This window comes from Candidatus Sodalis sp. SoCistrobi (assembly GCF_900143145.1).
GTDB lineage: Bacteria > Pseudomonadota > Gammaproteobacteria > Enterobacterales > Enterobacteriaceae > SoCistrobi.
Genome location: NZ_FRDB01000007.1, coordinates 16,624 through 29,646, shown reverse-complemented (window position 1 = coordinate 29,646; position 13,023 = coordinate 16,624). Strand labels below are relative to the sequence as shown.

The following is a 13,023-nucleotide window of genomic DNA, read 5'->3' as shown; positions in this document are numbered from 1 at the left end:
TGCTCATGCTGAGTTTCCAGCACTAGATTAACTGCCCGTTCACGGACTTCCGGAGAGTAACGTTTGGTCGTTGTCATAGAGACCTCCACTTTTAAAGTATAGACTCTAATTTATCCGGGGTGATTCAGTTTAACCAGCGTCTGATATCGGCGGGTAAGGCGAGAGTCAATCCCGCCAACAGATAGGTTGAAATCATTCTGCAAAGTAATAACAGGTATCACGATAAATGTGTAGATACCTATGCCGTTAGGGGAGACCAGCGCTGGATCGATATGCCGCAGTTTCTCCACCGCCGGCCCCATACCGCCGGCGGCGTGCACTACCGCTACCAGCAGGATGGCGGTGCCCAACAGCATGACCAGCCCTTGAAAGGCGTCATTGAGCACGCTGGCGCGAAAGCCGCCGAAGGCGGTATATAGCGCGATGCTGATGCCGAAAATCAACAGGCCGGTATCGTAGGGGATGCCGGCGGCGGTTTCCAGCAGGCGGGCGCCGCCGACAAACTGTACCGTCATGGCGCCGATAAACGCCACCAGCAGACTGATGCTGGCCAACCATACCAGCAGCGGGCTACCAAAACGGGCCAACAGCATATCGTTAAGGGTGACCGCGTTGTAACGTCTGGCAAGAATGGCGAATTTTTTGCCTAAGACGCCCAGAGATAACCACACCGCCGGCAGTTGGATAATTGATAACAGCACCCAGCCGAGACCGTATTTATAGGCCGCCCCCGGCCCGCCGATGAAAGAGCTGGCGCTGATATAGGTGGCGGTGATGGTCATTGCCAGGACAAAACCGCCCATTGAGCGGTTGCCGAGGAAGTATTCCTGGAGAAAATTGCCCTGTGCGCGCTGGCGGAAGGCATACAGCGACAGCAGGAACACCAGCGCCAGGTAGGCGACCAGCGGTACTATCACTTCACTGCGCATCGCTGTCCTCCAGCGAAATATCGCGATGATTGTCCGCACCATCAGCCAGCACAGGCCGATAAACAGCAGCGGCACCCACAGACAGGCCATCTCAAACCAATGGGGCAGGCCAGTGATACCCGGGCCACTATCCGGCAGATAAGCCGCCAAAATCCAGGCGGCCAGATAGGCCAGTGTCAGGCCGAAGGCCCACCGCGCTTCACGGTGAGCCTGAAGGAATCGTTTATCCATAATGATCTTCGCCGTAAGAAGTTAACGCTTGCCGTAAAACGCACGCGTTTACGGCACGTTGACGCTTTGCCGGACGTTCATCGCCGTCATAGCAAAAGGCCGGTGTTTAACCGGCCTTGACGTATCGTGCGCAGCGTAAGGGCTTTCGCCCTGGTGCTTAGGTTTCCTGCAGCCCGAGTTTCTTCTCCAGATAATGGATGTTGGTGCCACCCTGCTGGAAATGCTCGTCGTTCATAATCTTCAACTGCAGATCGATATTGGTTTTAATGCCGTCAATAATCAGCTCCGCCAGTGCATTTTTCATGCGCGCGATAGCCACGTCCCGCGTCTCGCCAAAGCAGATGAGCTTGCCAATCATCGAGTCGTAATAAGGCGGTACCGAGTAACCGGCATAAATATGCGATTCCCAACGTACGCCCAAGCCGCCCGGCGCATGGAAGCGGGTAATCTTGCCCGGACTCGGCAGGAAGCTGGTGGGATCCTCGGCATTGATACGGCATTCCACCGCGTGACCGGACACTTTCACCTCATCCTGCTTCAACGAGAGGGGGTGGCCGGCGGCGATGCGCAACTGCTCTTTGATAAGATCCACCCCGGTTATCATCTCGGTGACCGGGTGTTCTACCTGAATACGGGTATTCATCTCAATAAAGAAGAATTCACCGTTTTCGTACAGGAACTCAAAGGTACCGGCGCCGCGGTAGCCGATTTCCACGCAGGCTTTGGCGCAACGCTCGCCGATAAAGCGGCGCAGCTCTTCGGTGATGCCCGGGGCCGGCGCTTCTTCTACCACTTTCTGATGACGGCGCTGCATGGAGCAGTCGCGCTCAGCAAGATAAAGCGCGTTGCCCTGACCGTCCGCCAACACCTGAATCTCGATATGGCGCGGATTCTCCAGGTACTTCTCCATGTAGACCATATCGTTATTGAACGCGGCCTTCGCTTCTGCACGGGTCATACGGATTGAAGCTTCCAGCTCTTTATCGCTGCGCACCACGCGCATCCCGCGCCCGCCGCCGCCGCCGGAGGCCTTGATGATGACCGGATAGCCGATGCGGTTAGCGATGGCGCGGTTTTTATCCATATCCTCCCCGACCGGTCCTTCGGAACCGGGGACGCAGGGGACGCCGGCTTTTTTCATCGCGTTGATGGCGGAAACTTTATCACCCATCAGCCTAATGGTTTCCGCGCTCGGGCCGATAAAGATAAAACCAGAACGCTCCACCTGCTCGGCGAAATCGGCGTTCTCGGACAGAAAACCGTAACCCGGGTGGATAGCCACCGAGCCGGTAATTTCTGCCGCAGAGATAATGGCGGGAATATTCAGGTAACTTTTAACCGAAGGCGGCGGGCCGATGCAGATAGTCTCATCGGCCAGCAGCACATGTTTCAGGTCACGGTCGGCGGTGGAATGTACCGCCACGGTTTTAATACCCAGTTCTTTGCACGCGCGCAGAATACGCAATGCAATTTCACCGCGGTTGGCGATGACAATTTTATCTAGCATTTGGCGCCTCGTTATTCGATGACGACCAGCGGCTCGTCGAATTCTACCGGTTGACCGTTGTCCAGCAGAATAGCTTTCACCACGCCGGCTTTGTCCGATTCAATCTGGTTCATCATTTTCATCGCTTCAACGATACAAAGGGTGTCGCCAACGTTGACCTTCTGACCGACCTCGACGAAAGGTTTCGCATCCGGGCTGGGGGTGCGGTAGAACGTCCCCACCATCGGCGAGCGCACCAGGTGACCGCTCATGGTCGCGGGCACGGCGGCGGCTTCCGCTGCGACTGGCGCGGCGACGGCCGGGGCCGCTGGCTGTTGCTGAACCGCAGGGATATAAGCCTGTTGCATCATCGGATAGGCCGGTTGCGCCGTAGCACGACTGATACGAACCGATTCTTCACCTTCAGAAATTTCCAGCTCGGAAATGCCGGATTCTTCAACCAGTTCAATCAGTTTCTTGATCTTACGAATATCCATGAGTGGGGTTCCATACTCTAATTAATTGGATGTGGACAGGCGTTTGACCGCCGTCTGTAAAGCAAAGTGATAGCCATCGGCGCCGAGGCCGCATATCACGCCAACCGCAATATCAGACAGATAGGAGTGATGACGGAAAGGTTCCCGCGCATGGACATTGGAGAGGTGAATCTCAATGAACGGGATGTTTACCGCTAACAGCGCATCGCGCAGGGCGACGCTGGTATGGGTAAACGCCGCGGGGTTGATAACGATAAAATCGGTATTGCCCCGGGCCTGATGGATACGGTCGATCAGCGCATGCTCCGCGTTGGATTGAAAATGGCTGAGTTCTGCCCCCAGACTGCCGGCCAGCGTGCTCAGGTCCGCGATAATATCGGCAAGGGTGGTATGACCATACTTGTCCGGTTCGCGGGTGCCGAGCAAATTCAGGTTCGGCCCATTGAGAAGCAAAATGTGGAACTTATCAGCCATTGTGCGGCGATCTCCCTTCAATTTACGTTACCCCGTAGAAAATAACCAACGGTAAACGATTTGTCATCTTTTTGCTGACATTTCGGTGCTGATTTGCCATCGGGGTCAGGCATTATAATGATATCGCGGATTTTCGCAGCAAATTACTGGCGGTATCCGCGAAGATATCTTTTAACGACCTGTTTCGGGCGGGAGCAAGATAACGCAACTGGCGGTCGGAGCGAAAGTGAAAATTGATCTTTCACCGTAACCATTGGCGAAATTTCTTATAGCGCAAGGCCAGAAGCGCCAGCGCCGCCACGGCATACAGCACCGGCTGCGGCGACAGGATCTTAACTGACCACAGATAGTGAATCGGCGCCAGGATGGCCACTATATAAATCAGATTATGCAAAATTTGCCAGCGATTTTTTAATTTGCGCTGCGCCCAAAGCGTAGAGGTGCAGGTCAGTAACAGCAAAATGATCCAACTGGTCATACCGAGGATCAGATAAGGTCGGGTCACCAGCTCGCGGCTAAGTAGGCGCAGATTGTCGATCCCGAGCTCCAGCAGCGCATAACTGGCTAAATGCAGCGTCGCCCAGGCGAAACACCATAACCCAAGCAGCCGCCGGCAGCGGATCAGCAGCGGCTGGCGGGCGTAGCGGGCCAGCGGCGTCACCAATAGCGAGGCCAGTAACAGCTTAAGCGCCATGCGGCCGGTGAAATGTTGAATATCTTTGACGGGATCGGCGCTGAAAGCCCCCTCGTTGACGGCGTAGACCAGCCACAGTAGCGGCAATAAGGCGGCCAGATGCAATAAGACTTTCAAGAAGACAATCTGTTTCAGACTCAGGCGCATTAAAAATTCTCCCGCAGGTCGAGGCCGCGATACAGACTGGCCACCTGATCGGCATAACCATTGAACAGCAATGTCGGTTGCCGTTTGACGTCCAGAATCCCGCCGCTACCGATTACCCTCTCTGTTGCCTGGGACCAGCGCGGATGATCCACATGGGGATTGACGTTGGCGTAAAAACCATATTCATTCGGCGCCGACAAATTCCAGGTGGTGGGCGGTTTTTCGCGGGTCAAGCGGATATGCACGATGGATTTAATGCCTTTGAAACCGTATTTCCAAGGGGTAATCAGCCTAATCGGGGCGCCATTTTGCGGCGGCAGCGTCTTGCCGTAGACGCCCACGGTCATTAACGCCAGCGGGTGCATCGCTTCATCCAGCCGCAAGGCCTCCACATACGGATATTGCAGGCAGCCGCCGATAAAACTGTCTTTCTCTCCCGGCATTTGTTCGGGATCATGGAGGGTCTGGAAGGCGACAAATCGCGCCTGACCGGTGGGCTCTACCAACTTCAGTAGTTTGTTAAGCTCAAACCCGATCCAGGGGACCACCATTGACCAGGCCTCCACACAGCGCAACCGGTAAATACGTTCTTCCAGCGCGAACCGCTTAACAATATCGGCTATGTCGAGCGTCATCGGTTTCGCCACCTCGCCGTCGATACGGACTTGCCACCCCTCGGTTTTTAACCCGCCGGCGTGCGCGGCGGGATCTGCCTTATCCAGCCCGAATTCGTAAAAATTATTATAACCGGTGACCTTGTCTAACGGCGTTAGCGGTGTTTCCAGGTGCCATGCCGCCGGTCGAGAAAAGTCCAGCGGCTTGGCCGGCGGCGGCTCCACCGCCTTATCGCGACTGAAAAATGACAGCAGGTCGGCGCGCGCCGAAGGGGACAGGCTGACGGTGGCGGCGGTAATGCCTAGCGCTTTCAGTACCTTACGGCGCTGAAAAAACACATCTTCGGCGGTGACGTCGGCCTCGCGTAAGGGGGGCAAAGGTTTCATGGCAGACTCCAGCGAAATTATTTTAGTGCCGGTTTAAGTATGACGTATAAATTGCGTTTTTATTCGCTGGCGGAAACGGCTATTTTTAATGCGGCCCGTGAACAAATACCGGTAACCTTCTTTTGTTATGGAGTTCAGGGATGCGACTCAACGTCCGACTCTCGGCCATGACGGCCATGCTTTGTGCCCTGGTGACGCTGCTAATGCTGGCGGGCAGCGCATTGAGTTATTTCAGGTTACACCAGAAACGCCTGGACAGGCAGTTGACGGCGATGGCCGACAGTTTCGATCGCCTGATGTTGACCGAGCCGCTGTCTGCCATGACGCCCTGGCTGCCGCTGGCGATGGACGGCGCCGGCATCACCCAACTGGCGCTGCGGCGTGAGGGGGAAACCGTTTACCGCCTGGCGCTACCGCCGGGCAGCGGGCGCGGCGATCCGTTATCGGACACCCAGCGGCAGCGGGAATTGCCCCTGCCGCGCCATCCTGATTACCGGTTGGTTATCTTTTACACCGACACGCTGGCCAGCGATGTCCATTCCCTGCGCGCCACCGCGCCGGTCAGCGTGGCACTGGGGTTAATCATCGTGTTTTTGTTCCTTGCCCTGCGCTGGCTGCGACGGCAAATACAGCCGCAAGAGTCGCTGGAAACCCGCGCCAGACGCATTATCTACGGCGAGCGGGACAATGTGGGCGAACAGCCGGATGAAATGCCTAGCCTGACCGGCAGCGCAATCGATCGCCTGCTGCGCGATTTGGCGCAGGCGCGTGAGCAGCGTAGTCGGGTCGATATCTTGATCCGCGCTTTCGCCGCCCATGACGCGCGTACCGGTCTGACCAACCGGCTGTCGTTCGAGAGCCAACTGGCGCTGCAGCTTGAGGATAATCAGGATGTCGGCGCCCACGGCGTGGTGCTGTTGCTTATGCGACCGGACCCGGAGCGGCTCGGGGCGGCCCATGCCGCGGCGATTGACGGCGCCCTGATCAATTTTGTATCGGTATCGCTCAAACGCTATCCAGATGCGCTGCTGGCGCACTACTTCCGCGACGATCTGGCGGTACTCTTGCCGCACCGCTCGTTAAAAGAGGCGGAATCGCTGACCCAACAACTGCTGAGCGCGCTGGCCACCCTGCCGGATATACCGGTCACCTGTCGCGACGAATTGCTGCATATCGGTGTGAGCGCTTACCGCCCAGGACAGACGGCGGTGGAGGTGATGGAAAGCGCCGAGCATGCCGCCCGCGAGGCGGGGCTGCAGGGGGGGAACGGCTGGTCGGTCTATGATAACCGCGTGCCGCAGCAGGCGCGCGGGAATGTCAAATGGCGCACTTTGCTGGAGAACACACTAGCCGCTGGCGGCCCGCAATTGCTCATCCGCCCTGCCTTCGGCCGCGACGGCGCGCTTGATCATTATGTGGTTATCAACCGCATCCACGATGGCGGCGATACCTTAACCGCCGCCGAATTCCTGCCGGTGATGCGCCAACTCGGCCTGGCACAGCGTTATGAACGCCAGCAACTGCTGCGGCTCATCCCGCTGTTGTCCCAATTGCCCGGCGTGGTGTTATCCATCGCGGTAAGTGTGGACTCACTTTTGCAACGCGATTTCCGCCGCTGGTTGCGTGATACCCTCATGCAGTGCGGTAAATTGGTTCGTGGCCAAATTATGTTTGAACTTGTTGAGGCGGATCTCTGTCAACATTTGGAGCCCTTACGTCCGGCGCTGCGCCTGCTGACCGGACTCGGTTGCCCGTTAACGGTCAACCGGGCGGGGATGACCTTGGTCAGTACCGGTTATATCAGTCTGGTGCCGATTTCGGTCATCAAGCTGCACCCCGGTCTGGTGCGCGATATCGACCGGCGTCAGGAGAATCAGCTGTTCGTGCAAAGTTTACCGGAAGCGTGCCTGGGCACCCGGACGCGGGTTTTTGCCACCGGCGTGCGCAGCGCGCGCGAGTGGCAAACCTTGCTGGATAACGCCGTGGCAGGCGGCGAGGGGGATTTTTTCGCGCCGATCGCGCCGTTAGGAGAGTTGCTAAAAAAATATTCACGATTTGATCCGAGATTAGTATAAAAGTCCGTGCAAAATTAACGTACAATACGCCCCAACAGCCTCACACGTTAGTAGGCGCTCACAATGCACGAATAGGGGAATTTACCCGATTATGACCCTTATATTCGTTATATTGAACGTCAGAAAAAGTGATAATCTCGCACTTCGTCTGGCTAAAATCCGCAGAGGAAATTTCTTCGGTAAGTGGGAATGTTAACGGGGACGTATTTTTCATAGAAGTCGCGCGTTTTTACGCCTTGTCGCTGCTTCTCGTGGTTGGTAAAGTAGGCGGATTTCATTTTTCGCCCCAGCTTGCAGGATTATCCTTCAGTTATGTTTAAAAAATTTCGTGGCATGTTTTCCAATGACTTGTCCATCGACCTGGGTACCGCCAATACCCTCATTTATGTAAAAGGACAGGGCATTGTCCTGAACGAACCTTCCGTCGTTGCCATTCGTCAGGACCGCGCTGGTTCGCCGAAAAGCGTTGCGGCCGTCGGCCATGAAGCGAAGCAGATGCTGGGGCGTACGCCCGGCAACATCGCGGCCATCCGGCCGATGAAGGATGGCGTTATCGCCGATTTCTTCGTCACCGAGAAAATGCTGCAGCACTTTATCAAACAGGTTCACAGCAACAGCTTCATGCGGCCCAGCCCGCGCGTGCTGGTCTGCGTTCCGGTGGGGGCCACCCAGGTAGAGCGCCGTGCGATTCGTGAATCCGCGCAGGGCGCAGGCGCGCGCGAAGTGTTTTTGATTGAAGAACCCATGGCCGCCGCCATCGGCGCCGGATTGCCGGTTTCTGAAGCGACGGGCTCGATGGTGGTGGATATCGGCGGCGGTACCACCGAGGTCGCGGTTATTTCGCTTAACGGCGTGGTGTACTCTTCTTCCGTGCGCATTGGCGGCGATCGCTTCGATGAAGCTATTATTAACTATGTGCGCCGCAATTATGGCTCGTTGATTGGCGAGGCCACGGCGGAGCGGATTAAACACGGTATCGGTTCCGCCTATCCAGACGACGAAGTGCGCGAGATTGAAGTGCGCGGCCGCAATCTGGCCGAGGGCGTGCCGCGCGGTTTCACCCTGAACTCGAACGAGATTCTGGAAGCGCTGCAGGAGCCGTTAACCGGTATCGTGAGTGCGGTGATGGTGGCGCTGGAACAGTGTCCGCCAGAGCTGGCCTCCGATATTTCCGAGCGCGGTATGGTGCTTACCGGCGGCGGGGCTTTGCTGCGTAATCTCGATCGCCTGCTGATGGAGGAAACCGGCATCCCGGTCGTGGTGGCGGAAGATCCGCTCACCTGCGTCGCCCGCGGCGGCGGCAAGGCGCTGGAGATGATCGATATGCACGGCGGTGATTTGTTCAGCGAAGAATAACCTGCCTCGAAAAGGGGGGAACCGTCCGGGTGAATGCGGCAATGGGCAGTCCCGGACGGCGCCCCCCTTTTTTGTTGAGGAAAACGCATAGTTTATGAAGCCGATTTTCAGCAGAGGCCCTTCTCTGCAACTGCGACTTTTTCTGGCGGTCATGGTCGCTATTGCCGCCATTATCGCCGACAGCCGGCTGGGGACGTTCGTGAAAATCCGTACCTATATGGATACGGCCGTGAGTCCTTTTTACTTCCTGGCGAATGGCCCGCGTCAGATGTTGGATAATGTGTCGCAGACGCTGGCGACCCGCGCCCAGCTGGCGCTGGAAAACCGGGCGCTGCGCCAGGAGTTGCTGTTAAAAAACAGCGAGCAACTGTTGCTGGGCCAGTATAAACAGGAAAACGCCCGGCTGCGCGAGCTGCTGGGCTCGCCGCTGCGTCAGGATGAACAGAAAATGGTCACCCAGGTGATCTCCACCAGTACCGATCCCTATAGCGATCAGGTGGTGATCGACAAGGGGCTGGACAATGGCGTTTATGTCGGCCAGCCGGTCATCAGCGATAAAGGCGTGGTAGGCCAGGTGATTGCCACCAGCAAGCTCACCAGCCGCGTGCTGCTGATTTGCGACGCTTCCCATGCGCTGCCGATTCAGGTGTTGCGTAACGATATCCGCGTGATCGTCGCCGGTAACGGTTGCACCGAGGATCTGCAGCTGGAGCATTTGCCGGGCAATACCGACATCCGCGTCGGCGATGTGTTGGTGACCTCTGGTCTGGGTGGCCGTTTCCCGGAAGGGTATCCGGTGGCGGTCGTGTCTTCGGTCAAAGTCGATACCCAGCGCGCCTATACCATTATTCAGGCGCGGCCCACCGCCGGCCTGCAGCGTTTGCGCTACCTGCTATTGCTATGGGGCGCCGACCCGCGCGGCGAAGTGCCGCTGCCGCCCGACGAGGTCCACAGAGTGGCCAACGAGCGCCTGATGCAGATGATGCCGCAGGTGCTGCCGCCGCCTGATGCCATGGGCCCGCCGCCGCCGGCCAGCGGTGGTGCCCAGCCCGCCGCGGGCGGCACGGCGACCGATAGCGCGGGCAGTGGCGCAACCGCGCCCGGCGCGGCCAACCGCAGTTCATTAACGAATGGCACCGCCTCCTCCGATGCGGGCAACCGCAGTTTACCGACAAATGGCGCAGCCTCGTCTGGCGCGGTCAACCGCAATGTGACGCCGAATGGCGCAGTCTCATCCGGCGCGGGCAACCGCAACGTGACGCCGAATGGCGCAGCCTCGTCCGGCGCGGGCAACCGCAGTTTGTCGCCGAATGGCGCAGCTTCGTCCGGCGCGGGCAACCGCAGTTTGTCGCCGAATGGCGCAGCTTCGTCCGGCGCGGGCAACCGCAATGTGACGCCGAATGGCGCAGCCTCGTCCGGCGCGGGCAACCGCAATGTGACGCCGAATGGCGCAGCTTCGTCCGGCGCGGGCAGCGGCGGTCGTCAGGGCGCCGCTGGCGCTACCCAGAACGCGCCGCCGCGGCGGCCACTGTTCAGCGGCGCGGGAGAGCGGCAATGAACCGGTATCACCGCCATGGCGGCTGGATCATCTGGCTCTCATTCCTTATCGCGATTGTTCTGCAAATCATGCCCTGGCCGCCGCAGCTGTATCTTTTCCGGCCCTCCTGGCTTAACTTGCTGCTCATTTACTGGGTGATGGCGCTGCCGCATCGGGTGAATGTGGGCACCGGCTTTATCCTCGGGCTGATAATGGATCTGATCCTCGGCTCGACGCTGGGCGTGCGCGCCCTGGCGCTAAGTATTCTCGCCTATCTGGTGGTCTTCAAATTTCAGTTATTTCGTAACATGGCCCTTTGGCAACAGGCGCTGATTGTGATACTGCTGTCATTAACGACCCAGGTGATCGTATTCTGGGCGGAATTTTTAGTGATTAATGTTTCATTCCGCCCGGAAATATTCTGGAGCAGCGTGGTGGATGGCGTATTGTGGCCCTGGCTGTTCCTGCTGATGCGCAAAATACGCCGTCAATTTGCCGTGCAGTAGCGAGAGAGGGAAACCGCAATGAAAGCGATTTATCTGGCGTCCGCTTCGCCCCGGCGCAGGGAATTACTGGCGCTGCTGGATATCCCCTTTGCGGTGATTGCCGCCCCGGTGGCAGAGCAGCGCCAATACGGGGAAAGCGCGCTAGACTACGTGCAGCGGCTGGCGCGCGAGAAAGCGTGCGCCGGCGTGGCCCGCGCGCCGGAACCCCGACCGGTGCTGGGCGCCGACACCATAGTGGTGCTCCAGCAACAGGTGCTGGAAAAGCCGCAGGACCGTCGACACGCGCGGCAGATGCTGACTCAGCTTTCCGGTCAGCGCCATCAAGTGATGACCGCGGTGGCGATGGCTGATGCCGGGCGGATCGCGAGCCGTGTGGTGGTGACCGACGTGACATTTCGCCCACTAACGTCTGCCGAGATCGACCGCTATATTGCGGGCGGCGAACCGATGGACAAGGCCGGCGCCTACGGCATTCAGGGTAAGGGCGGCGCGTTCGTGCGAGCATTACACGGCAGTTATCATGCCGTGGTAGGCTTGCCGCTGGTGGAAACCTGGGAACTGCTCGGTGAATTCAACGCTCAGGTTTGAGCAAGAGGAATCTATGACAGCTGAATTACTGGTCAATATCACGCCCTCTGAAACGCGGGTTGCCTATATCGACGGCGGCATCCTGCAGGAAATCCATATCGAGCGGGAAGCGCGGCGCGGTATTGTCGGTAATATTTATAAAGGGCGGGTCAGTCGCGTGCTGCCGGGCATGCAAGCGGCGTTTGTCGATATCGGCCTGGATAAAGCCGCCTTCCTGCATGCCTCGGATATTATGCCCCATACCGAATGCGTGGCCGGCGAAGAACAAAAGAATTTTCAGGTGCGCGATATCGCCGAGCTGGTGCGCCAGGGGCAGGATATTATGGTCCAGGTGGTGAAAGATCCTCTGGGGACGAAAGGCGCGCGACTGACCACCGATATTACGCTGCCATCGCGTTATCTGGTGTTTATGCCCGGCGCCGCCCATGTGGGTGTATCTCAGCGTATTGATAGTGAGGCGGAACGCGAACGATTGAAACAAATCGTGGCGCAGTACTGCGACGAGCAGGGTGGTTTCATCATCCGTACCGCGGCCGAAGGTATTGGCAGTGAAGAATTGTCTCAGGACGCCGCCTTTCTCAAACGGCTGTGGACCAAGGTCATGGAGCGCAAGCGCCGTAATCAGACCCGCTATATGCTGTATGGCGAGCTGGCTCTCGCCCAGCGTATTTTGCGCGACTTCGCCGGGGCGGCGCTGGACCGTATTCGGGTCGACTCACGGCTGACGCACGAATTACTGCTGGAGTTTACCGCTGAATATATTCCCGAGATGACCGCCAAGCTGGAATATTACAGCGGCAAGCAACCGATTTTCGATCTTTACGATGTGGAAAATGAAATTCAGCGCTCGCTGGAACGTAAGGTGGAGTTGAAGTCCGGCGGCTATCTGATCATCGATCAAACCGAGGCGATGACCACTATCGATATCAATACGGGCGCCTTCGTCGGCCACCGCAATCTTGATGAAACGATCTTCAATACCAATATCGAGGCGACGCAGGCCATTGCGCGCCAGCTGCGGCTGCGTAATCTCGGCGGGATCATCATTATTGATTTTATCGATATGAGCAATGAGGAGCATCGCCGGCGGGTGCTGCACTCCCTTGAGCAGGCGCTGAGTAAAGATCGGGTGAAAACCGGTATTAACGGTTTCTCACAATTGGGACTGGTGGAGATGACACGTAAACGCACACGTGAAAGTATTGAACATGTGCTGTGCAGCGAGTGTCCTACCTGTCACGGCCGTGGAACGGTGAAAACGCTTGAAACAGTGTGCTATGAAATCATGCGTGAAATCGTGCGCGTCCACCATGCCTATGACTCCGACCGTTTTCTGGTCTATGCCTCGGCCGCGGTGGGCGAAGCGCTGAAGAGCGATGAATCCCACGCGTTGGCGGAGGTGGAAATTTTCGTCGGCAAGCAGGTGAAGGTGCAAATCGAGCCGCTTTACAGCCAGGAGCAGTTTGATGTGGTGATGATGTAAGCCGTTGCCCTCAGGCAGT

At 57.6% G+C, this 13,023-nt stretch carries 10 protein-coding genes and 3 pseudogenes; 6 read left to right on the top strand and 7 right to left on the bottom strand.

The features are described 5' to 3' along the window. Positions 1-242: 242 nt before the first annotated feature. The 7 genes and pseudogenes from panF to msrP all read right to left on the bottom strand — a co-directional run. A pseudogene (gene panF, locus CINSTRO3249_RS17505) lies at positions 243-929 on the bottom strand (sodium/pantothenate symporter); the annotation flags it as partial. Positions 930-968: 39 nt separating this feature from the next. Then, positions 969-1,160: pseudogene (locus tag CINSTRO3249_RS17500) on the bottom strand (YhdT family protein); the annotation flags it as partial. 157 nt (positions 1,161-1,317) lie between these two features. After that, positions 1,318-2,667 carry an acetyl-CoA carboxylase biotin carboxylase subunit gene (gene accC / locus CINSTRO3249_RS01355; protein WP_074011858.1) on the bottom strand — a complete coding sequence of 450 codons (1,350 nt, stop codon included), beginning with the start codon at positions 2,665-2,667 and terminating at the stop codon, positions 1,318-1,320. 11 nt (positions 2,668-2,678) lie between these two features. Then, positions 2,679-3,143: an acetyl-CoA carboxylase biotin carboxyl carrier protein gene (gene accB / locus CINSTRO3249_RS01350; RefSeq protein ID WP_074011857.1), complete on the bottom strand. Its 465-nt coding sequence runs from the start codon at positions 3,141-3,143 to the stop codon at positions 2,679-2,681. A gap of 21 nt (positions 3,144-3,164) precedes the next feature. Continuing rightward, positions 3,165-3,617 (bottom strand): type II 3-dehydroquinate dehydratase, encoded by a 453-nt coding sequence (gene aroQ / locus CINSTRO3249_RS01345; protein ID WP_074011856.1) that lies wholly within the window; start codon positions 3,615-3,617, stop codon positions 3,165-3,167. 241 nt (positions 3,618-3,858) lie between these two features. Further along, positions 3,859-4,458 carry a protein-methionine-sulfoxide reductase heme-binding subunit MsrQ gene (gene msrQ / locus CINSTRO3249_RS01340; RefSeq protein WP_074011855.1) on the bottom strand — a complete coding sequence of 200 codons (600 nt, stop codon included), beginning with the start codon at positions 4,456-4,458 and terminating at the stop codon, positions 3,859-3,861. Then, positions 4,458-5,459, bottom strand: a complete 1,002-nt coding sequence (gene msrP / locus CINSTRO3249_RS01335) for a protein-methionine-sulfoxide reductase catalytic subunit MsrP (RefSeq protein WP_074011854.1) — start codon at positions 5,457-5,459, stop codon at positions 4,458-4,460. The genes msrQ and msrP overlap by 1 nt, the downstream gene beginning before the upstream one ends. 140 nt (positions 5,460-5,599) lie before the next feature. Here msrP and csrD point away from each other — a divergent pair, with 140 nt between their 5' ends. From csrD to rng, 6 genes and pseudogenes are all read left to right on the top strand, one after another. Next, positions 5,600-7,534: an RNase E specificity factor CsrD gene (csrD, locus tag CINSTRO3249_RS01330; protein WP_074011853.1), complete on the top strand. Its 1,935-nt coding sequence runs from the start codon at positions 5,600-5,602 to the stop codon at positions 7,532-7,534. A gap of 312 nt (positions 7,535-7,846) precedes the next feature. Continuing rightward, a complete protein-coding gene (mreB, locus tag CINSTRO3249_RS01325) occupies positions 7,847-8,890 on the top strand; it encodes a rod shape-determining protein MreB (RefSeq protein ID WP_011410020.1) in 1,044 nt (347 codons plus the stop codon). 94 nt (positions 8,891-8,984) lie between these two features. Beyond that, a pseudogene (mreC, locus tag CINSTRO3249_RS01320) lies at positions 8,985-9,998 on the top strand (rod shape-determining protein MreC); the annotation flags it as partial. Positions 9,999-10,444: 446 nt separating this feature from the next. Next, positions 10,445-10,933, top strand: a complete 489-nt coding sequence (gene mreD / locus CINSTRO3249_RS01315) for a rod shape-determining protein MreD (RefSeq protein ID WP_074011852.1) — start codon at positions 10,445-10,447, stop codon at positions 10,931-10,933. Positions 10,934-10,951: 18 nt separating this feature from the next. Then, on the top strand, positions 10,952-11,521 hold the full coding sequence (locus tag CINSTRO3249_RS01310) for a Maf family protein (RefSeq protein ID WP_074011851.1): 570 nt from the start codon (positions 10,952-10,954) through the stop codon (positions 11,519-11,521). Positions 11,522-11,534: 13 nt separating this feature from the next. Beyond that, positions 11,535-13,004: a ribonuclease G gene (gene rng / locus CINSTRO3249_RS01305; RefSeq protein WP_074011850.1), complete on the top strand. Its 1,470-nt coding sequence runs from the start codon at positions 11,535-11,537 to the stop codon at positions 13,002-13,004. Positions 13,005-13,023: the final 19 nt, after the last annotated feature.

Coding starts and splice junctions, on each gene's coding strand:
- msrQ (WP_074011855.1), bottom strand. CDS start 4,458: ATGCGCCTGAGTCTGAAACAGATTGTCTTCTTGAAAGTCTTATTGCAT.
- msrP (WP_074011854.1), bottom strand. CDS start 5,459: ATGAAACCTTTGCCCCCCTTACGCGAGGCCGACGTCACCGCCGAAGAT.
- accC (WP_074011858.1), bottom strand. CDS start 2,667: ATGCTAGATAAAATTGTCATCGCCAACCGCGGTGAAATTGCATTGCGT.
- csrD (WP_074011853.1), top strand. CDS start 5,600: ATGCGACTCAACGTCCGACTCTCGGCCATGACGGCCATGCTTTGTGCC.
- mreB (WP_011410020.1), top strand. CDS start 7,847: ATGTTTAAAAAATTTCGTGGCATGTTTTCCAATGACTTGTCCATCGAC.
- CINSTRO3249_RS01310 (WP_074011851.1), top strand. CDS start 10,952: ATGAAAGCGATTTATCTGGCGTCCGCTTCGCCCCGGCGCAGGGAATTA.
- rng (WP_074011850.1), top strand. CDS start 11,535: ATGACAGCTGAATTACTGGTCAATATCACGCCCTCTGAAACGCGGGTT.
- mreD (WP_074011852.1), top strand. CDS start 10,445: ATGAACCGGTATCACCGCCATGGCGGCTGGATCATCTGGCTCTCATTC.
- aroQ (WP_074011856.1), bottom strand. CDS start 3,617: ATGGCTGATAAGTTCCACATTTTGCTTCTCAATGGGCCGAACCTGAAT.
- accB (WP_074011857.1), bottom strand. CDS start 3,143: ATGGATATTCGTAAGATCAAGAAACTGATTGAACTGGTTGAAGAATCC.